This window comes from Streptomyces sp. MMG1121, assembly GCF_001280015.1.
Classification (GTDB): Bacteria; Actinomycetota; Actinomycetes; order Streptomycetales; family Streptomycetaceae; genus Streptomyces.
The window spans coordinates 119032-143736 of sequence record NZ_LGDV01000251.1 but is presented as its reverse complement, the minus strand read 5'-3'; the positions used below and the strand labels follow the sequence as shown (position 1 = coordinate 143736).

Sequence of the window (24705 nt, the reverse complement as noted above, 5' to 3'; positions counted from 1 at the left end):
GATGCCGGTACTGGTGATCACGGGGACGGGCACGGAGGTCGGCAAGACCGTCACCACGGCCGCCGTCGCCGCGGCGGCCCTCGCGGCCGGACGCTCGGTCGCGGTGCTGAAGGCCGCCCAGACCGGGGTACGGCCGGACGAGCGCGGGGACGCCGACGAGGTCGCGCGGCTCGCGGGTGCGGTCACGGCCACCGAACTGGCCCGCTACCCCGAGCCGTTGGCTCCGGGTACGGCGGCCCGGCGGGCCGGGATGGCGCCGGTGCACCCGCACGAGGTGGCCGACCGCGCGGCCAAGCTGGCCACCGAGCACGATCTGGTGCTGGTCGAGGGGGCGGGCGGGCTGCTGGTCCGGTTCGACGCGGCCGGCGGCACCCTGGCGGACGCGGCCCGGCTGCTGAACGCACCGGTGCTGGTCGTGGCCACGGCGGGGCTCGGCACGCTGAACACCACGGAGCTGACGGCCCGCGAACTGCGGCGCCGGGAGCTGGAGTTGGCCGGCCTGGTGATCGGCAGCTGGCCCGACTCCCCCGACCTCGCCTCGCGCTGCAACGTGGCCGACCTCCCGGAGGTCGCCGATGCTCCCCTGCTCGGCGCGATCCCGTCCGGGGCGGGCGCCTTGGCACCGGCCGCCTTCCGCACGACGGCCCCGGCCTGGCTGGCCCCCCGCCTGGACGGCACCTGGGACGCGGAGGCGTTCCGGGTGCGGACGGCGCCGTAGGCGGGCGCGCAGGCAGTCCGGGGTGACGGCGACCGGCGCTCGTGGGCCGCGCCGGCAGCCGGTCCTGGGCACCTGGGTGACTCGGCCCCGGCCAGGACCGGCGTTCGGCCGCGGCGCGCCCGGGGCCTGCCGACCGGGGGTGTGACCGGGGTGTACGGGGGACACTCTTCTCAGGTCTCAGGCCCGTTCTGCTCCGGGAGGTTGTCATGCGGTTGCTGTCCTCCGCCTCCGGCAAGGTGGCGCGGAGTCCCGTCCACCATCCGGTGTTCGCGCGCTTCTACACCCGGCTCAGCGTGAATGCCGAGACCCGGCTCGGCATGGCCGAGGTGCGCGACCGGCTGCTCGCCGGACTGTCCGGGCGGGTGATCGAGATCGGCGCGGGGAACGGGCTGAACTTCGCGCACTATCCCACGGCCGTCGCCGAGGTCGTCGCGATCGAACCGGAGCCGCTGCTCAGGAAGTTGGCGCAGGATGCCGCGCTGCGCGCCCAGGTGCCGGTCGACGTGGTGCCGGGCGCGGCGGAGGCACTGCCCGTCAAGAGCGAGGCCTTCGACGCGGCGGTGCTGTCACTGGTGCTGTGCAGCGTACGGGACGTGGCGCGGGCCCTGGCCGAGGTACGGCGGGTGCTCCGGCCCGGTGGCGAGGTGCGCTTCCTGGAGCACGGGCGGGGCGGCGGCCGGGTGATGAAGCTGACCCAGCGGACCCTGGACCGCACGGTGTGGCCGGTGCTGTTCGGCGGCTGTCACGTGGCGCGGGAGCCGGTCGCGGAGCTGCGCGCGGCCGGGTTCGAACTCGGCCCGCACCGGCTGGTGTTGCTGCCCGAGAAGGGGCCCAGGCTGCCGACCTCGTACGGCACGCTGGGCGTCGCGTGGCGGCCGGGGGAAGAGGTGGCCCGCTGACCGGACGCGGACGGGGCGGGGCGGGTCGGCGGCCGGGGCTCCGGCGGCCTCTCGTCGGTCACTGCGACGGTTTCCGGTCGGTCACTCCGACGGGTCCCGGTCGGCCACTCCGACGGGTCCCAGTCGGCCACTCCGCCGGGGTCCGGTCGGTCACTCCGCCGGGTCCCAGTCGGCCACTCCGGTGGCTTCCGGTCAGACGCACCCGACGGCCGCGCCCGTCAGACGCCCCAGCGGCGCAGCTCCCGCGCGATGTCGTCCACGTCGGTCGCGCCGTCCTTCACCAGCCGGGCGAGATCGCGTACCTGTTCCGGTGTGGTGACGACCTTCACCCCGCTGGCGACCAGGTAGGCGTAGGCGACCGCCGAGGCGAACAGCGCGTTGGAGCGCTCCAGCGCCGGTACGTGGATCAGGAGCTGGAGGAGCGAGGCGGCACGGGCGTGCGGGTCGTCGTAGACCGGCACGCCGAACACCTCGGCCCGGTGCCGGGCGACGGCGGCGATCAGCGCGCCCCAGTCGGTGACCTGCGGGTCCCCGGGCGTGCGCTGTTCGGCGAGCATGAGCAGCCAGGCGAGGTCGATGCTGAGCTCGTTCAAGTGATCAGCGGCCGTCCCCGGTACCGGTGCCGCGGGTCTCGGTGAACTCCTCCGCGAACACGGTCTCGTACTGCTTCATGAAGTCGGCGGCGGCTTCCACGAACGTACGGCCGGCCTCCCCGGTGTCCTGTCTGACCAGCTCTTCTATGTACCGGTTGACGCTGATACCGCGGGCCAGGGCACGTTCGCGCGCCGCGCGGGCGGTGCCCTCGTCCACGCGCACGTTCAGCTGGGTCTTCGCCATACCTCGAAGCTAGCGCCGAATTGCTAGCAGCGGCAACTGCCCGCGTCCTCGGACCCCCGGGGGATTCCTGATGTGCGACGGGTCACACTAGGCTCGGCCCGGACCAGGGAGTCGGTACGTCGACGCGACCGGGAGGCGGTCTTGTCCACACCTGCTGCGCAGCACGCTCCGGGCGGCGCGCCGGACGGCGGGATCGCGGCCCGCGCCCGCGGGCTGACCAAGGCCTACGGCTCCGGCGAGACGGCCGTCGTCGCCCTGGACTCGGTGGACGTGGACATCACACGCGGCCGGTTCACCGCCGTGATGGGGCCCTCGGGGTCCGGGAAGTCCACGCTCATGCACTGTCTGGCGGGCCTCGACACCGTGTCGGCCGGCCAGGTGTGGCTGGGCGGCACCGAGATCACCGGGCTGCGGGAACGCGAGCTGACCCGGTTGCGGCGGGACCGGATCGGCTTCATGTTCCAGTCGTTCAACCTCATCCCGACGCTCACCGCCGCCGAGAACATCACCCTGCCGATGGCCATCGCCGGCCGCAGACCCGACGAGCGGTGGCTGGACCAGGTGATCGACACGCTCGGTCTGCGGGACCGGCTGACGCACCGGCCCGCGCAGCTGTCCGGCGGTCAGCAGCAGCGGGTCGCCTGTGCGCGGGCGCTGGTCTCCCGGCCGGAGCTGGTCTTCGCCGACGAGCCGACCGGCAATCTGGACTCGCGGGCCGGCCTGGAGGTGCTGGGCTTCCTGCGCGGCGCGGTGGACGATCTCGGGCAGACGGTCGTCATGGTCACCCACGACCCCGGCGCCGCCGCCCATTCCGACCTGGTGCTCTTCCTCGCCGACGGTCGGATCGTGGACGAGATGGAACGGCCGACGGCGGACTCCGTCCTCGAGCGGATGAAACGGTTCGACATCGTGCGGGAACGGCTCGGCGACGACAGCGCCGCCCAGGAGGACTGACCCGGTGCTCAAGGCGACCCTGAGGAGTTTCCTCGCGCACAAGGGGCGGCTCGCGCTGTCCGCGCTGGCCGTGGTCCTGTCCGTGGCGTTCGTCGCGGGCAGCCTGATCTTCTCCGACACCGTCACCCGTACCTTCGACCGGCTGTTCGCCTCCGCGGCCGCCGATGTGACCGTGCAGCCGAAACAGAGCCTGAAGTCCTCGCTGCCGAGCAGCCTGGTGCAGGCCATGCCCGCCGCGCTGCGGGACCGGGTGGCGCGGGTGCCCGGGGTCGCGGCGGCCCGCGCGGACGTCAAGGTGCAGAACGTCGTCGTGGTCGACGGCCACGACAGGTCCATCGGGTCGACCACCGGCGCGCCCACCATCGCCACCGCCTGGTACGTCAGCGACCGCAGCCCGGTGAAGCTCACCTCCGGCCACGCGCCGCACGGTGCGGGCGAGGGGCTGCTGGACGCGGACACGGCCGGCAAGAAGCACGTGGGGATCGGCGACATGCTGACGGTGCAGGCGCAGCCGGGCACGTTCCGGATCCGCGTCGTCGGGATCGCCACGTTCACCACGACCAACCCGGGCGCGGCCCTGGTCTTCCTGGACCCGGCGGTGGCGGGCCGTGAACTGCTCGGGTCCGAGCGGCTGGCGACCAGCGTCTCGGCGGACGCGGCGAAGGGCGTGTCCGACGCGGAACTCAAACGCAGGATCGGCGCGGCGGTCGACACCCGCGCCTACGACCTGAAGACCGCCGGCGAGCAGGCCAAGTCGGCGGCTGCCGCCCTCGGCCCGTTCCTGGACGTGATCAAGTACGTGATGCTCGGCTTCGCCGGTGTCGCGCTGCTCGTCGGCGTGTTCCTCATCGTCAACACCTTCTCCATGCTGATCGCCCAACGCACCCGTGAACTGGGTCTGTTGCGGGCTCTTGGCGCGGACCGGCGGCAGGTGCGGCGCTCGGTGCTCACCGAGGCGGCGCTGCTCGGGCTGGTCGGTTCGACGCTCGGACTCGGGGCGGGGATCGGGCTGGCGCTGGGGCTGATCCGGCTGATGAGCACGCTCGGCATGAACCTGAAGGCAACGGAGATGGTCGTCGGCTGGAAGACGCCCGTCGCGGCGTACGTCGTCGGGCTCGGCGTCACCTTCGTGGCCGCCTATCTGCCCGCGCGGCGGGCGGCGGCGGTCTCGCCGATGGCCGCGCTCGTGGACGCCGAAGTCGCCGGTGTGGGCAGGCCGCTGAGGACGCGGGCGGTCGTCGGCGCGGTGCTGGGGGCGGCCGGAGCGGCGGCGCTGGCCGGGTGCGCGGCGGCCACGAGGACGGCGCAGGCGGCCGCGCTGCTGGGGGCCGGCGTGGCCCTGACGCTGATCGCGACGGTGGTCGCCGGGCCGCTGCTGGTGCGGCCGGTGATCCGGGTGCTCGGCGCGGCCTTCCCCGCGCTGTTCGGCCCGGTCGGGCGGATGAGCCAGCGCAACGCCCTGCGCAATCCGCGCCGTACCGGCGCCACGGCCGCCGCGCTCATGGTGGGGCTGGCCCTGGTCGGCGGGATGTCGGTGGCGAGCGCCTCGATGTCGGCGTCGTTCGACCGGCAGATCGACCGGACGCTGGGCGCCGACTTCATCATCCAGAACACCAACTTCACGCCGTACACGAAACAGGTGCGGGACACCGTGGCCGCCACGCGCGGCGTCGGGCTCGTCGTGCCGCAGCGGCTCACGCCGTTCGCCGTACGGCTGCCGAACGGGAACCGGGTCGTCACGTCCGCCGCCGCATACGGCCCCGGGCTGGACGACGTCGTGCACACCACCTACGCACGGGGCACCTCGGCGGCCGCGCTGGCGGACGGGCATCTCGCGATGGACGCCGGCTTCGCCAAGGACCACGGGGTGCGGATCGGCAGCGTGCTCCCGGTCGAGTTCCCCGGCGGACGGCACACGCAGCTGACCGTCGGGGCGCTCACCGACCAGGCGTCGGCGAACGGCTTCGGCGCCCAGGGCGGCATCTGGTTCGGCCTCGCCACCTTCGACAGGTATGTGCCGAACGGCCAGGACTCCGTGCTCTACGTCAACGCGGCCGCCGGCACGAAACCGCAGGACCTGCGCCCCCGGCTGGAGCGGGCGCTCAAGCCGTTCCCGCAGGTCCAGGTGCGCAACCAGACCGACTACAAGCAACTGGTGCACGACCAGATCGCCGTTCTGCTCTACCTCGTGTACGCGCTGCTCGCGCTGGCGATCGTCATCGCCGTGCTCGGTGTGGTCAACACCCTCGCCCTGTCCGTGGTGGAACGGACCCGGGAGATCGGGCTGCTGCGCGCGATCGGTCTGGGGCGGCGGCAGTTGCGCCGGATGATCCGCCTGGAGTCGGTGGTGATCGCGGTGTTCGGCGCGGTCCTCGGGCTGGCGCTCGGGCTCGTGTGGGGCGTGTGCATGCAGCAGGTGCTGGCCCTGCGCGGGCTGACGGCACTCGCGATTCCCTGGGGCACGATCGTCGGGGTCGTGATCGGCGCGGCGGTGGTGGGCGTGGTGGCGGCCCTGCTGCCGGCGCTGCGGGCATCGCGGATGAACGTGCTGGCGGCGATCGCGCACGAGTGACCGCCCGCCGGGCAAGGACGGCCCACCGCGGGGACGCTCCTGCGCCGGGGCGACGGTCACCCACAGCCGACGGCCTCCTGCACCCGCCCGGCCGCCTGCGTGATCGGATCAGATCACGGGAGGAGGCCCAAGTCATCGACCACCGAGGAGAGTTCATGTCGCGCCCGTTCCGTTTCGGGGTCAACCTGCTCACGCCCGCGCCCGCCGCCGAGTGGCGCGCGAAGTGCCGGCGTGCCGAGGAGCTGGGGTACGACGTGATCCTCGTACCGGATCACCTCGGCATGGTCGCGCCGTTCCCGGCGCTGGTCGCGGCGGCCGAGGCGACCGAGCGGCCCCGGCTCGGCACGTTCGTGCTCAACACGGGTTTCTGGAACCCCGCCCTGCTGGCCCGCGAGGTCGCGACCACGGACGCGCTCACCGGCGGGCGTCTCGAACTCGGGCTCGGCACGGGGTACGTGCCGGCCGAGCACGCGGCGGCCGGGCTGCCGTTCGGCTCGCCGGGCGAGCGGGTGGACCATCTCGCCCGCACGGTCGAGGAAGTGAACCGGCTGCTGGACTCCGCCGGGTCGCGGCCCCGGCCCGGCCACTCCCGCGTACCGCTGCTGATCGGCGCCAACGGTGACCGGATGCTGCGGCTGTCCGCCGAGCATGCGGACATCGCGGCCTTCACCGGCGCCCGGCCGGGCCATGCTCCGGGGTCGCTGGAGCCCCTCACCGCCGAGGAACTGGACGAGCGGGTGGCCCGCTACCGGGGCCTGGCGGCGGGCCGTGCAAAGACGGCGGAACTGAACCTGCTCATCCAGTTGGTGGCGATCACCGACGATCCCGGACCCGTGCTGAAGCCGTTGGTGGAACGGCAGCCGCGGCTGTCCCCGGACCAGGCGCCGGAGCTGCCCGTCGTGCTGGCCGGCCCGCTGGAGGACGTCGTGGCGCGCGTGCGGGCGTTGCGCGAGCGGTTCGGCTTCTCGTACCTGACCGTCCTGGAGCCGTACATGGAGGCGTTCGCGCCGGTGCTGGAGCGGTTGCGCGCGGAATCCGCCCAGGGGATGCGCGAGGGGTCCGCATGGTGGAAATGATCACGGGCGGTATACCGCCCGTGATCCGATGCCCCCCATGACCGACCTGTGGATACGCCCCGCGCTCCCCGACGACCTCGATGCCGTGCTCGCCTTCTGGAAGACGGCCGCCGAGGGCACCAGCATCAGCGACGACCGGGCCGGGGTGGAGCGCCTGGTCGACCGTGACCCCGAGGCGCTGCTGCTGGCCGAGCTGGACGGCGAGCTGGTGGGCACGGTGATCGCGGGCTTCGACGGCTGGCGCTGCCATCTGTACCGGCTCGCGGTCCATCCGCAGCGGCGCCGGCAGGGCATCGGCTCGGCGCTGCTGGACGCCGCCGAGGAGCGCTTCGTACGGCTCGGCGGGCGGCGCGCCGACGCGATGGTGCTGGTCCGCAACGAGAGCGCGCAGCGCGCCTGGAGCGCGGCCGGGTACGGGCCGGAGGAACATTGGCGGCGCTGGGTGAAACCGCTCACGGACTGACCCCCACAAGGCCGCTTTGCCCGTCCTTTACCATTAGGGGAGTACCTCGGCCCTCGATGAAAGGTTGTGAGCGTCCGCCCATGGGCGAGCCTCCCAGTCCGCGACACCGCGCGATCCGTCCTGCCCTGTCCGATCATGGGACGGGGGTGACCCGATGACCGAAGTGCTGCTCCTTCTGGTGGCGATCCTGCTGTCGCTCGCCTGCGGCGCCTTCGTGGCGGCGGAGTTCTCGCTGACCACGGTGGAGCGCGGCGAGCTGGAGCGGGCCGCGGAGCGCGGCGAACGGGGCGCCTCGGGCGCGCTGAAGGCAGCGCGGAACCTGACCTTCCAGCTCTCCGGCGCCCAGCTCGGCATCACCGTGACCAACCTGGTGGTCGGCATGCTCGCCGAGCCGTCGATCGCCAAGCTGCTCGCCGGACCGTTCCGGGCGATGGGCCTGTCGGACACGACGGCGAGTTCGGTCGCCCTGGTGCTCGGTACGGCGCTGTCGACGGTGTTCCTGATGGTCGTCGGCGAGCTGGTGCCGAAGAACTGGGCGATCTCCTCGCCGCTGACCGTGGCCAAGCGGGTGGGCAACGCGCAACGCTGGTTCAGCGCGGCCTTCCGGCCCTTCATCACGCACCTGAACAACTCGGCCAACCACTTCGTGCGCCGGCTCGGCATCGAACCGGCCGAGGAGCTGGCCTCCGCGCGCGGCCCGCAGGAGCTGGCCGCCCTCGCCCGGCACTCCGCCAAGGAGGGCGCGCTGGAGGCGGACACCGCCGAGCTGTTCGTCCGGACCCTGAACCTGGCCGATCTGACGGCGGAGAACGTGATGACCCCGCGCGTCCAGGTGGTCGCCCTGGACGCCCTGGCGACCTGTGAGGACGTGGCGAACGCCACCCGGGCCACCGGTCTGTCCCGGTTCCCGGTCTACCGGGGCGGCCTGGACTCGGTCGTCGGCATCGCCCACATCAAGGACGTCCTGGCCGTGCCCGCCGAGGAGCGGCCGCGCCGCCCGGTCGCCCAGGTGATGCGCGAGCCGCTGCTCGTGCCCGAGTCGCTGACCGTGGACCGGTTGCTGGACCGGCTCGGCGGCCGGCGCACGATGGCCGTCGTCATCGACGAGTACGGCGGCACGGCGGGCGTCGCGACGCTGGAGGACATCGTGGAGGAGGTCGTCGGCGAGGTCCGGGACGAGCACGACCCGCACGAGACGCCCGACCTCGCCCCGGCCGGCACGGACGAGCAGGGCCGGGCGCTGTACTCGGCCGACGGCGCGGCCCGCACCGACCAGCTCGCGCGCGTGGGACTGCGCGTGCCCGAGGGGCCCTACGAGACGCTGGCCGGCCTGGTCGCCGCACTGCTGGGCCGGATACCGCAGACCGGTGACACGGTCGAGGTCGCCGGCTGGCGGCTGGACGTGGTGGACGCCTCCGGCCGCCGGGCGGCCCGGGTGCTGCTGCACGCTCCGCTGGACGACGAACAGACCCACGAAAGCCCGGAGGAGGCGCGATGACGGTCGTACAGTTGCTGATCGGGTTCGCGACGCTCGTCGTCAACGCCTTCTTCGTCGGCGCCGAGTTCGCGCTGATCTCCGTGCGCCGCTCGCAGATCGAGCCGCTGGCCCAGGAGGGCGACCGGCGTGCGAATCGCGTGCTGTGGGGCCTGCAGCACGTCTCCGCGCTGCTGGCCGCCGCCCAGCTGGGCATCACGCTGTGCACGCTGGTCCTCGGCGTGGTCGCCGAGCCGGCGATCGCGCATCTGCTGGAGCCGGTGTTCCACGCGATCGGGGTCTCCGCGAGCGCGGGCCACGTCGTGTCCTTCGTGATCGCGCTGACCCTGGCGACGTATCTGCACATGCTGCTGGGCGAGATGGTCCCGAAGAACATCTCGCTGGCCGAGCCGGTGCGCAGCGCGCTGCTCCTGGGCCCGCCCCTGGTCGCGCTGTCCCGGGCGCTGCGCCCGGTGATCTTCACGGTCAACGCCTTCGCGAACGGGCTGCTGAAGCTGCTCAGGGTGGAGGCGAAGGACGAGGTCGCGGCGACCTTCACGGACGCCCAGCTCGCCCAGATCGTCAAGGACGCCGGCGAGGCCGGACTGATCGACAACCGGGCGCAGGAGCGGCTGCACGACGCCCTGGAGCTGGGCAGCCGCCCGGTGCGTGATGTCGTGGTGCCGCTGGAGAAAGTCGTCTACGCGCGCGTGGGCGTCACCCCGGAGCAGGTGGAGCGTCTGTCGGCCGAGTCGGGATTCTCCCGGTTCCCGGTGGTCGACGCGGGCCGCCGGATCGTGGGCTATCTCCACATCAAGGACGCGCTGGACGCCTCGCCCCGGGACATGCCGTTCCGGCTGCAGGACATGCGGCCCATCGCGCGCGTGCGGGAACGCACCCCGCTGGACGACGTGCTCACCGCGATGCGCGGCAGCCGGACCCACCTGGCGGCCGTACTCGGCGACGACGGCCGGCTGGCCGGCCTGGTGACCATGGAGGACGTACTGCGGCAGCTGTTCGGACAGCCCGCGTGAGGCCTCCGGCGGTTCGGGGGGCCCGTGTGACCCTGTGGCGGTTCGGGCGGCCCGTGTGACCCTCCGACGGTTCGGGCGGCCTGCGTGAGCCTGTCAGGGTTCAGGCGGGACCGGCTGGATCCGGGGGGACCGGAGGGACCGGCTTGGACCCGGCAGACGGGACCGGAGGGTTCGGCCGATGGGGCCGGACGGAAACAGCGGGCGATCCGGCTGGATCCGGTTGCCGGGACCGGCCGGTGGAACGGGACGGGTGCGACGAGCGATCCGGCGGGATCCGGCTGGCGGGATCCGGCTGGCGGGACCGGCCGATAGCACGGGACGGGCACAGCGGGCGGTCCGGCTGGGTCCGGCGAGCGGAGCCGGGCGGCCCGGGTCGGCCGGGCCGGAACCGGCGCCGTCGGATCTCTCTCCCTCCTCGGGCCTGCCCCGCCCCCGGGGGGATCCAGGGCGACCGACCGGCGGGTATGGAAGCGGGATACCATCGCTGACGCCATGCAGACGAATCCCGCATCTCCCCCGTACAGCAGCCTGGTCGCGGTCGGCGACTCCTTCACCGAGGGCATGTCGGACCTGCTGCCCGACGGTTCCTACCGGGGCTGGGCCGACCTGCTCGCCGCGCGGATGGCCGCCCGCACCCAGGCCTTCCGGTACGCCAACCTCGCCGTGCGCGGCAAGCTGATCCGGCAGATCGTCGACGAGCAGGTAGACGTGGCCGCGGCCATGAACGCCGACGTGATCACGCTGGTCGGCGGCCTCAACGACACCCTGCGGCCCAAGTGCGACATGGGCCGGGTGAAGGGCCTGCTGACCGAGGCCGTGGAGCGGCTGGCACCGGCCTGCGGACAGCTGGTGCTGATGCGCAGCCCCGGCCGTCAGGGCCCGGTGCTGGAGCGGTTCCGGCCGCGCATGGAGGAGCTGTTCGCCTGCGTGGACGAGCTGGCCGCGAAGCACGGTGCGGTCGTCGTCGACCTGTACGGCGCGCCCGCGCTGGGCGACCCCCGGCTGTGGGACGTCGACCGGCTGCATCTGACGGCGGAGGGGCACCGCAGGGTCGCCGAGGCGGTGTGGCAGACGCTCGGGTACGAGCCGGAGGACACCGAGTGGCGGGTACCGCCGCCGGCCACTCCCCCGCCGGACTGGCCGGCCCGGCGGATCGCGGACGCGCGCTTCGCCCGACAGCATCTGCTGCCCTGGATAGGCCGCCGCCTGACCGGCCGCTCTTCCGGGGACGGCCGCCCGCCCAAGCGTCCGGAGCTGCTGCCGTACGAGGGTCCGGCGTAACCTCACGGTCCTGACCACGCGCGTGATCGACGTCCGGGGCCGTATCCACGGGTGCGGGCCGCCGACCGGGCCCTTGGCCTGCTGGTGCGCGCCGCAGCTGCGTCACGCGGACGGGCCGGCGGACCCGACCGCGATGCTCTCGTAGCTTCCGACGAACACCCTGGTGGCGCTGAGCTGCAGGAATCGCCAGTAGAATCCGGTCACGTGACTTCCGCTCCCGCCAAGCCCCGCATCCCGAACGTCCTCGCCGGACGCTACGCCTCCGCAGAGCTCGCCACGCTCTGGTCGCCCGAGCAGAAGGTGAAGCTGGAGCGGCAGCTCTGGCTCGCCGTGCTGCGGGCCCAGAAGGATCTCGGCATCGAGGTGCCGGACGAGGCGATCGCCGACTACGAGCGTGTCCTCGACACCGTCGACCTGGCCTCGATCGCCGAGCGCGAGAAGGTCACCCGGCACGACGTGAAGGCGCGGATCGAGGAGTTCAACGACCTCGCCGGGCACGAGCACGTGCACAAGGGCATGACCTCCCGTGACCTCACGGAGAACGTCGAGCAGCTGCAGATCCGGCTCTCGCTGGAACTGATGCGCAACCGCACGGTCGCCGTACTGGCGCGCCTCGGCAAGCTGGCGGGCGACTACGCAGAGCTGGTCATGGCCGGCCGCTCGCACAACGTGGCCGCGCAGGCGACCACCCTCGGCAAGCGGTTCGCGACCGCCGCCGACGAGCTGCTCGTGGCCTACGGCAGGGTCGAGGAGCTCCTTGCCCGCTACCCGCTGCGCGGCATCAAGGGCCCGGTCGGCACCGCGCAGGACATGCTGGACCTGCTGGGCGGCGACGCGGCGAAGCTCGCCGAGCTGGAGGACCGGATCGCCGGGCACCTGGGCTTCGCACAGGCCTTCACCTCCGTCGGCCAGGTCTACCCGCGCTCGCTGGACTACGAGGTCGTCACCGCGCTGGTGCAGCTGGCGGCGGCGCCGTCCTCGCTGGCCAAGACGATCCGGCTGATGGCCGGGCACGAGCTGGTCACCGAGGGCTTCAAGCCGGGCCAGGTCGGTTCCTCGGCGATGCCGCACAAGATGAACACCCGCTCCTGCGAGCGTGTCAACGGCCTCATGGTCATCCTGCGCGGCTACGCCTCGATGACCGGCGAGCTGGCGGGCGACCAGTGGAACGAGGGCGACGTGTCCTGCTCGGTGGTGCGCCGAGTGGCCCTGCCCGACGCCTTCTTCGCGCTGGACGGTCTGCTGGAGACCTTCCTGACCGTGCTCGACGAGTTCGGCGCCTTCCCGGCGGTCGTCGCCCGTGAGCTGGACCGCTATCTGCCGTTCCTCGCCACCACCAAGGTGCTCATGGGCGCCGTGCGGGCCGGGGTCGGCCGTGAGGTCGCGCACGAGGCGATCAAGGAGAACGCCGTGGCCACCGCGCTCGCGATGCGCGAGCAGGGCGCCGAGCGCAATGATCTGCTCGACAAGCTCGCCGCCGACGAGCGCCTCCCGCTGGACCGCGAGCAGCTCGCGGCCCTCATGGCCGACAAGCTGTCCTTCACCGGTGCCGCCGCCGACCAGGTCGGTGTCGTCGTCGGCCGGATCGAGGAGATCGTCAAGCAGCACCCCGCGGCGGCCGGATACACCCCCGGAGCGATCCTCTGACCGGCGCTCCCCGCCCACCCCGCTTCAGCAAGGCGGACCTGGAGGCCGCCCGCGACCGTCTCGTACCGGACGTCGTCGCGGACGGCCTGAGGGTGCTCTTCTGCGGTATCAACCCGGGGCTGATGACGGCCGCAACCGGCCACCACTTCGCCCGCCCCGGCAACCGCTTCTGGCCGGTGCTGCACCTGTCCGGCTTCACGCCGAGGCTGCTGAAGCCGGCGGAACAGCACGAGCTGCTGTCGTACGGGCTCGGCATCACGAACGTCGTGGCGCGGGCGACCGCGCGGGCCGACGAGCTGACCGCCGAGGAGTACGCCGAGGGCGGGCGACTGCTCACCGCGAAGGTGACGCGGCTGAGGCCGAGCCATCTGGCCGTGGTCGGGGTGACCGCGTACCGGGCCGCATTCGGTGACCGTGCGGCGCAAGTGGGGCCGCAGGAGCGGACGTTCGGGGAGACCCGGGTATGGGTGTTGCCCAATCCCAGCGGGCTGAACGCGCACTGGACGGCGGCGACGATGGCGGAGGAGTTCGCCCGGCTGCGGGTCGCCGCCTCGGCCTAGCCGGGTCACGGCGGGTCCACGGTCGTGACCACCGCCAGCAGCTGGAACGGCAGTTCGTCGTCCCACTGGGACACGCCCAGGGCGACCCAGCGGCCCGTCGGCGCCTTCCACAGGTGCACATCGGGTACGTGCGAGGCAAGCGTGGCCCATGGCTCGTCGATGTCCTCCTCCGTCATGGTCCGCTCGAAGGCGCTGGACAGGCTGAACGCGTCGGCCGGCCCCCACCGTTCGGCGAGCCGCTCCCCGAGGGCGTCCCGGTCCGCCTCGTACTGCGCCTCCGTCTCCTCCCGCTCGCTGCCGCCGTCGTCGTAGAAATCACCGCTGGTCTGTAACTCGGCTATCAGGTACCCGGGTCCGCCCGTGCCGTCGTCCGTCCTGCCGTGCTCCGCGGGAAACTCCCGGTCGCACAGAAGGTCGATCACAGCAAGGTGGTTCGTGATGTCCATGCGATCCAGTAAAGCGGGCGGCACTGACAACCGGCGGGCCTTCAGGCGTCCTTCCGGTCGAGGCTCCAGGCGCCCTCCCAGCCGCTGTGCAGGGCCACATGACCGGCCCGGTCGGGCAGGAAGTCGGCGATGCCGCCGGACAGGTCGCCGACGACGAAGGACACGATCTGCACGAACGGGACCAGCACGAACGGGACCAGCACGGACAGGGTCGCGACGCCGTTGCGCAGCACCGCCGCGCGTCCGATCACGAACAGTGGCATCAGGGTCAGCTGGAGGCAACAGCCGACGACACCGCACAGGCCCTCGGTCCACGTCGGCCCGGAGGCGCCGAGGACGGCCTTGCCGACCGGCAGGGTCACCAGTGCGGTGCGGAGGCCGACGGCCGGCACCGTCGGCCACCGGCCCCGACCCGGTACTCGCCGGGGGTGCGCCCGGCGAGTACGATCCGCCCAACACCCCCGCGAGCTGGAAGGACGGACGGTGGCGCAGCTGACCGGCGGCGATCCCTCGCTGCTGCGAAGGATCAATTCCGCGGTGGTGCTGCACGCGCTGCGCGCCACGGACTGCGCGACGCTCACCGAGATCACCCGGGTCACCGGACTGTCCCGGCCGACGGTCGAGGGCGTCGTCGAAGGGCTCATCGAGGGCGGGCTCGTCGTGGAAACGGCGGCCGACGAGGGCACCGCGCGCCGTCAGGGGCGGCCCGCGCGCCGGTTCCGGTTCCGGGCCGAGGCGGGGCATCTGCTGGGCCTGGAGATCGGCCCGCACCGGGTCGCCGCGCTCCTGTCCGACCTGGACGGGCGGGTGCTGGGCACACAGGCCAAGGAGGTCGACGAGACGGCCCCGGCGGACGAGCGCCTGGACCGGCTGCGCGGCGCGGTCGCCGAGCTGCTGCGCCGGGCCGGCGTCGCGCGCGGCTCGCTGCGGGCGGTCGGCGTGGGCACGCCGGGCATCGTGGAGGCCGGCGGCACGGTACGGCTGAGCACGGCGCTGCCGCAGTGGAGCGGCCTCCAGCTGGGCGAGCGGCTGAGCCGGTCCTTCCGGTGCCCAGTGCTCGTGGAGAACGACGCCAACGCGGCGGCCGTCGCCGAGCACTGGAAGGGCGTGGCGACCGAGTCCGACGACGTGGTGTTCGTGCTGGCCGGGCTGAGCCCGGGCGCGGGTTCACTGATCGGCGGACGGCTGCACCGGGGCTACGGCGGGGCGGCCGGGGAGATCGGCGCGCTGCATCTGCTGGGCCGGGAGGCGACCCCGGAGACGCTGCTGTCCACCACCGACGAACCGCTGCACCCGCTGGACGAGCAGGCGGTCGCCGAGGTGTTCGCGCTGGCGCGCGAGGGCGACCAGCGGGCGCGGGCCGCCGTCGAGCGGTACATCCAGCGGCTTGTGCACGACGTGGCCGCGCTGGTGCTGGCGCTCGACCCCGAACTGGTCGTGATCGGTGGCTGGGCGGCCGGTCTGGACGGCGTCCTGGAGCCGCTGCGCCGTGAACTGGCCCGCTACTGCCTGCGGCCGCCTCAGGTGGCGTTGTCCGTGCTGGGTGAGGCGGCTGTGGCCACGGGGGCGCTACGGCTGGCTCTCGACCACGTCGAGGAACAATTGTTCGCGGTTGACGGTACGGTGACGGCCCGTCGGTGAGCGGTGCGCGTAGACGGGCGCGGGTCGCCGTGCGGCTGCGGGTCCGGAAGGTGCAGGAGCGGTCAGGAAGCCTGGCGCTCCGGGTCGTGGTGTATTTCCACGCCGGCCGAGTCGCCGAAGGTCAGCCGGCAGGTGTCGGCGCGGTAGGTCGCGACGGACAGGGCTGCGGTGCGGCCCTCGGCGACGAAGCGGGTGGTGACGACGAGGACGGGCGAACCGGGGAGCCGGTCGAGTTCCCTGGCGTCGTCCGCGCGGGCGGAGCCCAGCTCGACGGAGCGGTCCTGTCCCTCCAGGGCCAGGTGCTGCAGCTCGCGCAGCACCGCACGCGCGCGTGCCGGGCCGGACGGGGCGTCGATCGCGGTGAGGTCGGGCACCGCGGCCGCCGGGATGTAGAGCAGTTCGGTGGCGACCCGCTGGCCGTGGGACATCCGGGTGCGGCGCACGGTGTGCACGGTCTGACCGGCGCCGGTCTCCAGGGTGGCGGCGACGGCGGCGGGCGGTGCCGCCTGCTCGGAGTCCACGGGCTGCCAGGCGTCACCGGCGGCGCCCGGCCAGGCGTGCTGCTCGGTGCCGACGGCCACACCCACGCGCGGCGGCGCCACGGTCGTACCGACGCCGCGGCGGCGCTGGAGCCGGCCTTCCAGTTCGAGCTGTTCGAGCGCCTGGCGGAGCGTGGCGCGGGCCACGCCGAAGCGGGCGGCGAGGTCACGCTCGTTGGGCAGGATCTCACCGACCGAGAACTCGGAGTCCAGTGCCTCGCTGAGTACGGTCTTGAGATGCCAGTACTTCGGTTCCGGCACCGATTCCAGCTGAGTGGTCCCCACCCTGTCCTCCGCGAGAGCCGTGGTCCGGCGGTTTTTAGCGCCCTTGTTTATTAAAGGTTGTTGCACTTCTCTGCGACCATAGGGCCGCCTTCACCCTTGGTCAAGACCAATCCTCGATCCCTTGGGGAACGCACGGGCGTCCTGCCGCAGAGCGTTCACGAGGCGTTCGTACGCGCGCGGCCGCGCCTGGGTCAGCGGGCGGCGAGGTGCCGCAACTTGTCCGGGTTGCGGACGATGTACACGGTCGTGACGCGGCCGTCGGTGATCTCCAGCTGGAACAGGCTGTCGGGCTCGCCGCCCGCCAGGACCAGCACGGCCGGGCCGCCGTTGGCCTCCACGAAGCGGTACGACGTCTCCGCCGGAGCCTGCGGTACGACGGCGGCCAGGAAGCGGCCGACCTTGTCGGCGGTGTGCACGATCCGCGCCGGGGCCTTGGCCTTGCCGCCGCTGTCGCCGACCAGGCGGACGTCGGGGGCGAGCAGGGACATGAGTCCGTCGAGGTCGCCGTCGGACGCCGCGACGAGGAAGCGCTCGGTGACTTCGCGGCGCCGGGCCGGGTCGACTTCGTAGCGCGGCCGCCGTTCGTCGACGTGCCGGCGAGCCCGCCCGGCGAGCTGCCGTACCGCCGCCTCACCGCGGTCGAGGAGCGAGGCGATCTCGGCGTACGGGTAGCCGAACGCCTCTCTGAGCACGAAGACGGCCCGCTCCAGCGGGGACAGCGACTCCAGGACGACGAGCACGGCGAAGGAGACGCTGTCGGCGAGCAGGGCGCGGTCCGCCGCGTCCGGGACGGTGGCGCCCGACTCGGTGACGTAGGGCTCGGGCAGCCACGGCCCGACGTACGCCTCGCCCCGCGCCTGCACCTGGCGCAGCCGGTCGATGGCCAGCCGGGTGGTGATGCGCACCAGGTAGGCGGCCGGCTCGCGGACCTCCGCACGGTCGTCGCGGGACCAGCGCAGCCAGGTGTCCTGGACCACGTCCTCGGCGTCGGCCACCCGGCCGAGCATGCGGTAGGCGACCCCCATGAGCAGGGGCCGATGTTCTTCGAAGACGTCGGTCTCGGTGTCGGCGCTCACTGTTCCATCATCGGACACGCGCCCCGTGCGTCCTGTCCCGCCCCCGCCGACACGCGCCGGACGCCGCCGCCGGAATCGGCCCGTCCGGGGTTGGTCCGGATCACAAGGACCGCGGGCCGTCGGGGGCCGGCGGCCGGTGAGCGGGAGGCGGCCGACGCGGTACGGGGTGCCGGGCACGGGCGGGGTGGGCCGCACGCCGGCCGACCGGCCGGCCGGCCGGTGGAGCGGGGCCACGAGGTGACCCTCGGGCCGCCCACCAAGGGCCATCCGGTGGCGGCGGAGTGGGCCGTGGCGGGCCGTGCCCGCGCGGGCACGTCCGCGGAGACGGCCGCGGCGGCCGAGGTGGTCGTCAACGCGGTGGGCGGCCCGGTGGCGCTCGATGCCCTGCGGGCAGCCGCGCGCAGCACCCCGACGGCAAGGTGCTGGTGGACGTCTGCGATCCGCTGCCCTTTGAGGACGGTCAGCCGCGGCTGGACCCGGTGGACTCGGACAACGTGGGCGAGCGGATCCAGCGGGCCTTTCCGCACGCGCGCGTGGTGAACCTCGGTCACGCGGACCACGTCGATGACGGTGAAGGCCTTTCCGCACGCGCGCGTGGTGAACACGCCGGACACGGTCGACTGCCGGGTGATGGTGGACCCGGGGCGGGTGCCGGGCGCGCACGGCCACTTCGTGAGCGGCGACGACTCCAGGGCCAAGGCGCAGGTGACGGCGCTGTCCGGGGAGTTCGGCCGGCCGGCGGAGCGGGTGCTGGACCTGGGCGGGATCCGGACGGCACGGGCGGTGGAGACGTACCTGCTGCTGTGGCCCACGATGTTCCGGAACCCCGGGAGCGCGGACTTCAACATCGAGGTGCGCCGGGCGGGTTGACCGTTGGGGAACCCTCCGGGAACACCCCCGGGGGCTACCGGCCGGTAGTAATTGCTGACAAGCTGTCTACGACGTCCGCCGGCATTCGGACCGTCCCGCAGCACCCAGACCGCCCGTCAGCGCCCAGACGAGGAGCACTCCCCATGTCCGCCACCGTCTCCTTTCAGGTACCCGGCCCGCACGGCCCAAAGGACGTGACCGTGTCCTACGCGCGCGTGGGGCGCGGCGAGCCGCTGGTCCTGCTGCACGGCATCGGCCACCACCGCCAGGCCTGGGACCCGGTCGTGGACATCCTCGCCACCGAGCGGGACGTGATCGCCGTCGATCTGCCCGGTTTCGGCGCCTCTCCGGCCCTGCCGGACGGCCTCGACTACACCCTGCCCGCCACCAACGCCGTGCTCGGCGCCCTGTTCGAGGCACTGGACCTGGACCGCCCGCACATCGCGGGCAACTCGCTGGGCGGTCTGCTCGCCCTGGAGCTTGGCCGGGAGAAGCTCGTACGGTCCGTCACAGCCCTCTCCCCCGCTGGGTTCTGGAGCGAGGCCGAGCGCCGGTACGCCTTCGCGGTGCTGCTCACCATGCGGACCATCGCCCAGCGGCTCCCGCTGCCGCTCGTGGAGCGGCTGTCGCACACGACGGCCGGTCGGACGGCGCTGACCAGCACGATCTACGCCCGTCCCGCGCGCCGCGCGCCCGAGGCCGTGGTGGCCGAGACGCTGGCTCTCGTCGGGTCCGCCGGCTTCGACGCGACCCTGCGGGCGGGCCGGACGATCCGGTTCACCGACGATCTGTCGGGCCTGCCCGTCACCGTGGGCTGGGGCACCCAGGACCGGATCCTCGTCCGCCGGCAGGGCGTGCGCGCCAAGCAGATGATGCCGCACGCCCGTCTGGTGCGGCTGCCGGGCTGTGGTCACTGTCCGATGAACGACGACCCGGCGCTGGTCGCGCGGGTCATCCTGGACGGCAGCAGCTGACCGGCGGCCGACCTGGGCCGCGCGCACGAACCCCTGCCCCACGGGCCGTTGTTCACTTCGGGTTTCCGTGCGCGCCGCGACGCCCCCGTAGGTGTGGCCGTGCACACCGGCCGGATCCCGTCCCTGGAGGCGCAGCCATGTCAGACCGTCCGTTCCCCGACCGCCGCGGCGTGCTGCGCGGCTCCCTCGTCGCGTCGGCGGCCCTGACCCTGCCCGTAGGCCTCGGCGCGGCCCCGGCGTTCGCCCGCTCCGGGCGCCCCCGGGCGGGCTGGGGCGTGCAGGCGGGCGACGTGAGCGCCGACTCCGGTCTGGTGTGGGTGCGCTCGGACCGGCCGGCCCGGATGATCGTGGAGACCACTGCCACCGAGTCCTTCCGCAACGCGCGCCGATGGCACGGCCCGCTGCTGGGCTCCGGCACGGACTTCACCGGCACCACCCGGCTGCACGGCCTGCCCGCGGGCGAACAGATCCACTACCGCGTTCTGCTCGCCGACCCGGACGACCCGCGCCGCACCGGCGAACCGGTGACCGGCACCTTCCGCACGGCTCCCGTCCGGCGGCGCCACGGCGTGAAGTTCGTGTGGTCGGGCGACCTCGCCGGACAGGGCTGGGGCATCAACGAGTCCATCGGCGGCTACCGGATCTTCGACGCCATGGCGAAGACCGACCCGGACTTCTTCCTGTGCAGCGGCGACAACATCTACGCCGACGGCGCGATCGCGGCGAGTGCCGCCCTGCCGGACGGCAGTGTCTACCGGAGCGTCACGACCGAGGAGAAGTCGCACGTCGCAACGACCCTGGCCGACTACCGGGGGAACTTCCGCTACAACCTGCTGGACGCGGCACTGCGCCGGTTCAACGCCCAGGTGCCCAACATCATCCAGTGGGACGACCACGAGGTCCGCAACAACTGGTACCCGGGCGAGGTCATCGGCACCGGCACCCCCTACCCGGCCGGCACCCGGCTCGACGACCTGGCGCTGCGCTCGCGGCGGGCCTTCTCCGAGTACTTCCCGATCTCCACGGTCAGCGGACGCCCCGACGGCCGGATCTACCGGGTCGTCAACCACGGCCCCCTGCTCGACGTGTTCGTGCTCGACATGCGCACCTACCGCAACGCCAACTCCCCCGACGACCAGACGACCGACCCGGTGGGCATCCTCGGCCGCGAACAGCTGGAGTGGCTCAAGCGGGAGCTGGCGAAGTCCCGCGCGGTGTGGAAGGTGATCGCCAACGACATGCCGCTCGGCCTGGTCGTGCCCGACCCGGTCGAGGGCAAGCCGAACTTCGAGGCGGTCGCGCAGGGCGACCCGGGCGCTCCGCTCGGCCGCGAGCTGCAGATCGCCGAGCTGCTGCGCTTCGTCAAGCACCGGCGGATCACCGGCACGGTGTGGCTGACGGCCGACGTGCACCACACCTCCGCCCAGCACTACGACCCCTCCCGGGCGGCGTTCAAGGACTTCGAGCCGTTCTGGGAGTTCGTCTCCGGCCCGCTCAACGCCGGCGCCTTCCCGGCCAGCGCGCTGGACGGCACGTTCGGCCCGGACCGGGTGTTCGTGAAGGCGCCGACCGCCTCCAACGTGTCGCCGGCCGAGGGCTACCAGTTCTTCGGCGAGGTCGACATCGACGGCGGCAGCGGCGAACTGACGGTCCGGCTGCGCGAGTACGACGGCACCGTGCTGTTCACGCAGACGCTCCAGCCGGGCCGGGTCGGCCAGTAGGCAGCGGCGGGGCCGCCGGTCCCGTACGCTTCACCTCACACCGTGCCGCGCTACGGCGTCATCCCCCGGAGCGCGGCCCGAGTGGATCGTAGAAAACTAGACAAATGGCGTGGAGCATGCTTTACCCATCGGTCACAAGGCGTTCGTGATCACGCAACACCCTTCCTTCACAGTGGGTGTATGACTCCAGAGATGTCCGATGTGACCCGGGCGAAGCACGGACGCCCCGTGCACCACTGGCGGCGCGACCTCGTCGAACTCGCCGCCCTCTTCACGGCCGTCGCGGTCGCCGACGCGGTGGCGAACCTGGTCGGGCACGGCCCCGACGGTCCCGCCCTGCTCGTGATCTCGGCGCTCGTGCTGGCCGCGACGGCGGGCTTCCACACCTGGTGGGCACGGCGCCACGGACACGCACCGCCGGCCGACGATACCGGCACCCGGCCGACCGCCGAGACGCGGTCGGCCGGGCCCGCCGGGCAGCTGCCCGCCGCCACGGACGACGTGGCCGGGGCCACTGCGCTGTGGCGGATGCGCACGACCGTCCAGGACGAACCGGGCTCGCTGGCGACGCTGTGCACGGCACTGGCCGGGCAGCGCGTCGACATCCTCAGCCTCCAGACCCATCCGCTGGCCGACGGCACCGTGGACGAGTTCCTGCTGCGGGCACCGGGCGCGCTCCCGGCGGCCGAGCTGACCCGGGCCGTCTCGCTGGCCGGGGGCGTGTCCACCTGGATCGAGCGGGCGGACGCGCACGACCTGGTCGACGCCCCCACCCGGGTGCTGGGCCTCGCGGCCCGCACCGCGCTGGACGCCGCCGAACTCCCGCTGGCGCTACGCCAGTTGCTGGGCCGGTGCACGATCCGTTCGCTGCCCGGGGCTCCGGTCGGCGGCGGCCACGGGCCCGAGCCGGTGCCGGTCGAGGGCGTGCTGGAGGACACCGTGATGCGGCTGCGGGCGCCGGAGGGCGGGGTGCTCACGGTGGAACGGCCGTACCTGCCGTTCACCCCGACCGAGTTCGCGCGGGCCCGGGCGCTGGTGGAGCTGGACAACCGGCTCGGTCCGCGCATCCCGCGCGGCCAGGACGTGCTGACACTGCCCGAGGGCGACGACATCACCGTCCGCCGGGTCGACACCGGTGATCTGACGGCGGCCAAGGCGATGCACGAGCGGTGCTCGCCGCGCACCCTCGGCCTGCGCTACCACGGCCCGGTCGGCGACGCGGACCGCTATCTGAACCACCTGCTCAGCCCGCGCTTCGGGCGGACGCTGGCCGCGCAGACCGCCTCGGGGCGCATCGTCGGCCTCGGGCATCTGCTGTGGGACGGCGACGAGACCGAGGTCGCGCTGCTGATCGAGGACGAGTGGCAGCAGCGCGGCATCGGCGCCGAGTTGCTCGGCCGGCTCGTGGCGATGGCCGTGGAGGCCGGCTGCGCGAGCGTGTACGCCGTCACGCAGGCGTCCAACACCGGCATGGTCGCCGCGATGCGCGGCCTCGGACTCCCCCTCGACTACCAGATCGAGGAGGGCACCCTGGTCATCACGGCCCGCCTGGACGCGCCGGTGCCCCATCACGCCGACATCCCTGCCCGGCTGGGCGAGAAGGCCCACCGCGAGTAACGGCCCCGCCACGATCCGGATCCGCCAGGACCGGCACCCATCGCCACGGGACGATGGCCCAGCCCCCCACTGACTGACGCCGGTCACCCACGGACAGCGGCCCGGCACCGGCCACCCCACGGACCACGGCCCGGCCCACCCCGGCCGCCACCGGTCCCGTACCCCCGCCGGCCCGGTGCCGGCGGCCGGGCCGCGTGCTCTTCACGTCGGCCGGCCCGGGAATCCGCCGCGACGGTGCTCAGCAGCCCTGGCGCTGTCCCGTGGCGCCCGGCTCCCCGGCAGCCACCAGTGTCTCCGGCCCCGCGCCCAGCGCCTGGTCCAGGTCGGCCCACAGATCGTCCACGTCCTCCAGCCCCACCGACAGCCGCAGCAACCGGTCGCTCACTCCCGCCCCGCGCCGGTCGTCGGCGTCGACGATGCGGTGGCTGATGGACGCGGGGTGCTGGATGAGCGTGTCCACGCTGCCCAGGCTCACCGCCGGGGTGACGAGCCGGACCCGGGAGATGACCTCGTGCGGGTCGCCGTAGACCTCGAAGGCGACCATCGCGCCGCCGAGCCGGGGGTAGCGGACGCGGGCCACGCGCGGGTCGGCGGTGAGCCGGCGGGCCAGTTCGGCGGCGTTCGCGGAGGCGGCCCGCACCCGCACCGGGAGCGTGGACAGTCCCCGCAGCAGCAGATAGCCCGCCAGCGGATGCAGGACGCCACCGGTGGCGAACCGTATCTGCCGTAGCCGGCCCGCGAACTCCTCGTCGCAGGCCACCACCCCGGCGAGCACGTCGCCATGGCCGCCGAGGTACTTGGTGGCGCTGTGCAGCACCAGCCGTGCCCCCTGCTCGGCCGGGCGTTGCAGCACGGGCGTGGCGAAGGTGTTGTCGGCGAGCAGCGGGACCGAGCCGCAGGCATGGGCGACGGCCCGCAGATCGAGTTCGGCGAGGGTCGGATTGGCCGGGGACTCGACCAGCACCAGACCGGTGTCCGGGCGCAGCGCGTCGCTGATCCCGGCCGGGTCGGTCCAGGTGACCTCCGTACCGAGGAGCCCGGCGGTCAGCAGGTGGTCGCTGCAGCCGTACAGGGGGCGTACGGCGACGACGTGGTGCAGCCCCATGGCCGTGCGGGCGAGGAGCACGGCGCTCAGCGCGGCCATGCCGCTGGCGAAGGCGACCGCGGACTCGGTGCCCTCCAGACGGGCCAGGGCGGTCTCGAAGCGGGCGACGGTCGGATTGCCCAGGCGGCCGTAGACGGGCGGCCCCACCGGGTCGGCGCCGTCGCCGGCGAAGGCGTCGATGCGGGCGGCCTCGGCGCGGCTGTCGTAGGAGGGGTAGGTGGTGGACAGGTCGATCGGCGGGGCGTGCAGGCCCTGGCGGGCCAGATCGTCGCGGCCGGCGTGCACGGCCTCGGTGGCCAGGGCTCTCGATGCGGTGCGTACGCCGTCGTAGGCACCGGTGGTCGCTGTGTCCATGGGCGGAAGGGTGAACAGTGAACGGTTCTCCGGAGTCGAACACCGTGCTACGTTCGGCCAATGGCCGAATCTGTCGCACTGGATCCGGTGGATCTCCACCTGCTGCGGTTGTTGCAGAACGACGCCCGGACCACCTACCGCGACCTCGCCGAGCAGGTGGGCGTGGCGCCGTCGACGTGCCTGGACCGGGTGACCCGGCTGCGCCGCTCGGGCGTGATCCTCGGCCACCGGTTGCAGCTGGATCCGGCCAGGCTGGGGCGCGGGCTCCAGGCGCTGCTGTCGGTGCAGGTACGGCCGCACCGGCGGGAGCTGGTGGGGCCGTTCGTGGAGCGGATCCGGGCGCTGCCGGAGGCCCGGACGGTGTTCCATCTGACCGGGCCGGACGACTATCTGGTCCATGTGGCCGTCGCGGACATGGCCGATCTGCAGCGCCTCGTGCTCGACGAGTTCACGTCCCGGCGGGAAGTGGCCCGGGTGGAGACCCGGTTGATCTTCCAGCAGTGGGAGTGCGGGCCGCTGCTGCCGCCCGGCCACGCCCAGAGCTGAATCCCCCGTACGTGGG

Annotated in this window: 24 protein-coding genes; 17 read left to right on the top strand and 7 right to left on the bottom strand. The window is 73.2% G+C overall.

Going from position 1 to position 24705, the window contains the following annotated elements; genetic code table 11:
• The first annotated feature begins 1 nt into the window (after position 1).
• Both bioD and ADK64_RS39105 read left to right on the top strand, forming a co-directional pair.
• Positions 2-718, top strand: a complete 717-nt coding sequence (gene bioD / locus ADK64_RS39110) for a dethiobiotin synthase (RefSeq protein ID WP_053666862.1) — start codon at positions 2-4, stop codon at positions 716-718.
• 206 nt (positions 719-924) lie between these two features.
• Entirely contained in the window at positions 925-1617 is a 693-nt protein-coding gene (locus tag ADK64_RS39105) for a class I SAM-dependent methyltransferase (protein WP_053666861.1), read from the top strand.
• Between the two features lie 218 nt (positions 1618-1835).
• Here ADK64_RS39105 and ADK64_RS39100 read toward each other — a convergent pair whose 3' ends face one another.
• Together ADK64_RS39100 and ADK64_RS39095 are read right to left on the bottom strand one after the other, a co-directional pair.
• Complete coding sequence (locus ADK64_RS39100) at positions 1836-2210, bottom strand: hypothetical protein (RefSeq protein ID WP_053666860.1); 375 nt, start codon at positions 2208-2210, stop codon at positions 1836-1838.
• A 4-nt stretch (positions 2211-2214) separates the two neighbouring features.
• A complete protein-coding gene (locus ADK64_RS39095) occupies positions 2215-2454 on the bottom strand; it encodes a toxin-antitoxin system antitoxin component (RefSeq protein ID WP_053666859.1) in 240 nt (79 codons plus the stop codon).
• Between the two features lie 141 nt (positions 2455-2595).
• Between ADK64_RS39095 and ADK64_RS39090 the strand changes: the two genes are divergently transcribed.
• The 9 genes from ADK64_RS39090 to mug all read left to right on the top strand — a co-directional run bounded on the left by ADK64_RS39090 (position 2596) and on the right by mug (position 13515).
• The gene (locus ADK64_RS39090) at positions 2596-3408 is read left to right on the top strand and encodes an ABC transporter ATP-binding protein (RefSeq protein WP_053666858.1); all 813 of its coding nucleotides are present in this window, start codon (positions 2596-2598) and stop codon (positions 3406-3408) included.
• 4 nt (positions 3409-3412) lie between these two features.
• Entirely contained in the window at positions 3413-5980 is a 2568-nt protein-coding gene (locus tag ADK64_RS39085) for an ABC transporter permease (protein WP_053666857.1), read from the top strand.
• A 155-nt stretch (positions 5981-6135) separates the two neighbouring features.
• Positions 6136-7056, top strand: a complete 921-nt coding sequence (locus tag ADK64_RS39080) for an LLM class F420-dependent oxidoreductase (protein WP_053666856.1) — start codon at positions 6136-6138, stop codon at positions 7054-7056.
• A gap of 37 nt (positions 7057-7093) precedes the next feature.
• The gene (locus ADK64_RS39075; RefSeq protein ID WP_053667151.1) at positions 7094-7519 is read left to right on the top strand and encodes a GNAT family N-acetyltransferase; all 426 of its coding nucleotides are present in this window, start codon (positions 7094-7096) and stop codon (positions 7517-7519) included.
• A gap of 154 nt (positions 7520-7673) precedes the next feature.
• Positions 7674-9017, top strand: a complete 1344-nt coding sequence (locus tag ADK64_RS39070; protein ID WP_053666855.1) for a hemolysin family protein — start codon at positions 7674-7676, stop codon at positions 9015-9017.
• Complete coding sequence (locus ADK64_RS39065; protein ID WP_053666854.1) at positions 9014-10027, top strand: hemolysin family protein; 1014 nt, start codon at positions 9014-9016, stop codon at positions 10025-10027. Before ADK64_RS39070 ends, ADK64_RS39065 begins: the two co-directional genes overlap by 4 nt.
• Positions 10028-10519: 492 nt before the next feature.
• Complete coding sequence (locus tag ADK64_RS39060; protein WP_053666853.1) at positions 10520-11308, top strand: SGNH/GDSL hydrolase family protein; 789 nt, start codon at positions 10520-10522, stop codon at positions 11306-11308.
• Positions 11309-11512: 204 nt separating this feature from the next.
• Positions 11513-12955, top strand: a complete 1443-nt coding sequence (gene purB / locus ADK64_RS39055) for an adenylosuccinate lyase (protein ID WP_053666852.1) — start codon at positions 11513-11515, stop codon at positions 12953-12955.
• 38 nt (positions 12956-12993) lie between these two features.
• Positions 12994-13515 carry a G/U mismatch-specific DNA glycosylase gene (gene mug, locus ADK64_RS39050; protein ID WP_267888606.1) on the top strand — a complete coding sequence of 174 codons (522 nt, stop codon included), beginning with the start codon at positions 12994-12996 and terminating at the stop codon, positions 13513-13515.
• A gap of 5 nt (positions 13516-13520) precedes the next feature.
• Here the strand turns inward: mug and ADK64_RS39045 are convergent, their stop codons facing one another.
• Together ADK64_RS39045 and ADK64_RS39040 are read right to left on the bottom strand one after the other, a co-directional pair.
• Positions 13521-13961 carry a hypothetical protein gene (locus ADK64_RS39045; protein ID WP_053666850.1) on the bottom strand — a complete coding sequence of 147 codons (441 nt, stop codon included), beginning with the start codon at positions 13959-13961 and terminating at the stop codon, positions 13521-13523.
• Between the two features lie 41 nt (positions 13962-14002).
• Positions 14003-14353: a hypothetical protein gene (locus tag ADK64_RS39040; RefSeq protein ID WP_053666849.1), complete on the bottom strand. Its 351-nt coding sequence runs from the start codon at positions 14351-14353 to the stop codon at positions 14003-14005.
• 91 nt (positions 14354-14444) lie between these two features.
• Here ADK64_RS39040 and ADK64_RS39035 point away from each other — a divergent pair, with 91 nt between their 5' ends.
• Positions 14445-15602 carry an ROK family transcriptional regulator gene (locus ADK64_RS39035; protein ID WP_053666848.1) on the top strand — a complete coding sequence of 386 codons (1158 nt, stop codon included), beginning with the start codon at positions 14445-14447 and terminating at the stop codon, positions 15600-15602.
• Positions 15603-15664: 62 nt separating this feature from the next.
• Here ADK64_RS39035 and ADK64_RS39030 read toward each other — a convergent pair whose 3' ends face one another.
• Complete coding sequence (locus ADK64_RS39030) at positions 15665-16426, bottom strand: GntR family transcriptional regulator (protein WP_053666847.1); 762 nt, start codon at positions 16424-16426, stop codon at positions 15665-15667.
• Positions 16427-16617: 191 nt separating this feature from the next.
• Complete coding sequence (locus ADK64_RS39025) at positions 16618-17502, bottom strand: RNA polymerase sigma-70 factor (RefSeq protein ID WP_053666846.1); 885 nt, start codon at positions 17500-17502, stop codon at positions 16618-16620.
• Between the two features lie 564 nt (positions 17503-18066).
• Between ADK64_RS39025 and ADK64_RS48205 the strand changes: the two genes are divergently transcribed.
• The 4 genes from ADK64_RS48205 to ADK64_RS39005 all read left to right on the top strand — a co-directional run bounded on the left by ADK64_RS48205 (position 18067) and on the right by ADK64_RS39005 (position 22684).
• Positions 18067-18372: a hypothetical protein gene (locus ADK64_RS48205; RefSeq protein ID WP_234384903.1), complete on the top strand. Its 306-nt coding sequence runs from the start codon at positions 18067-18069 to the stop codon at positions 18370-18372.
• Positions 18373-18515: 143 nt separating this feature from the next.
• Positions 18516-19346, top strand: a complete 831-nt coding sequence (locus tag ADK64_RS39015) for an alpha/beta fold hydrolase (RefSeq protein WP_053666845.1) — start codon at positions 18516-18518, stop codon at positions 19344-19346.
• A 137-nt stretch (positions 19347-19483) separates the two neighbouring features.
• Positions 19484-21067, top strand: a complete 1584-nt coding sequence (locus ADK64_RS39010; RefSeq protein WP_053666844.1) for an alkaline phosphatase D family protein — start codon at positions 19484-19486, stop codon at positions 21065-21067.
• A gap of 192 nt (positions 21068-21259) precedes the next feature.
• Positions 21260-22684 carry a GNAT family N-acetyltransferase gene (locus ADK64_RS39005; RefSeq protein ID WP_234384902.1) on the top strand — a complete coding sequence of 475 codons (1425 nt, stop codon included), beginning with the start codon at positions 21260-21262 and terminating at the stop codon, positions 22682-22684.
• A 238-nt stretch (positions 22685-22922) separates the two neighbouring features.
• Here ADK64_RS39005 and ADK64_RS39000 read toward each other — a convergent pair whose 3' ends face one another.
• Positions 22923-24143 (bottom strand): trans-sulfuration enzyme family protein, encoded by a 1221-nt coding sequence (locus tag ADK64_RS39000; RefSeq protein WP_053666843.1) that lies wholly within the window; start codon positions 24141-24143, stop codon positions 22923-22925.
• Between the two features lie 60 nt (positions 24144-24203).
• On the opposite strand from ADK64_RS39000, the gene ADK64_RS38995 reads away from it, so the two are divergent.
• Positions 24204-24689 carry an Lrp/AsnC family transcriptional regulator gene (locus ADK64_RS38995; protein ID WP_053666842.1) on the top strand — a complete coding sequence of 162 codons (486 nt, stop codon included), beginning with the start codon at positions 24204-24206 and terminating at the stop codon, positions 24687-24689.
• The last annotated feature ends 16 nt before the right edge of the window (positions 24690-24705 follow it).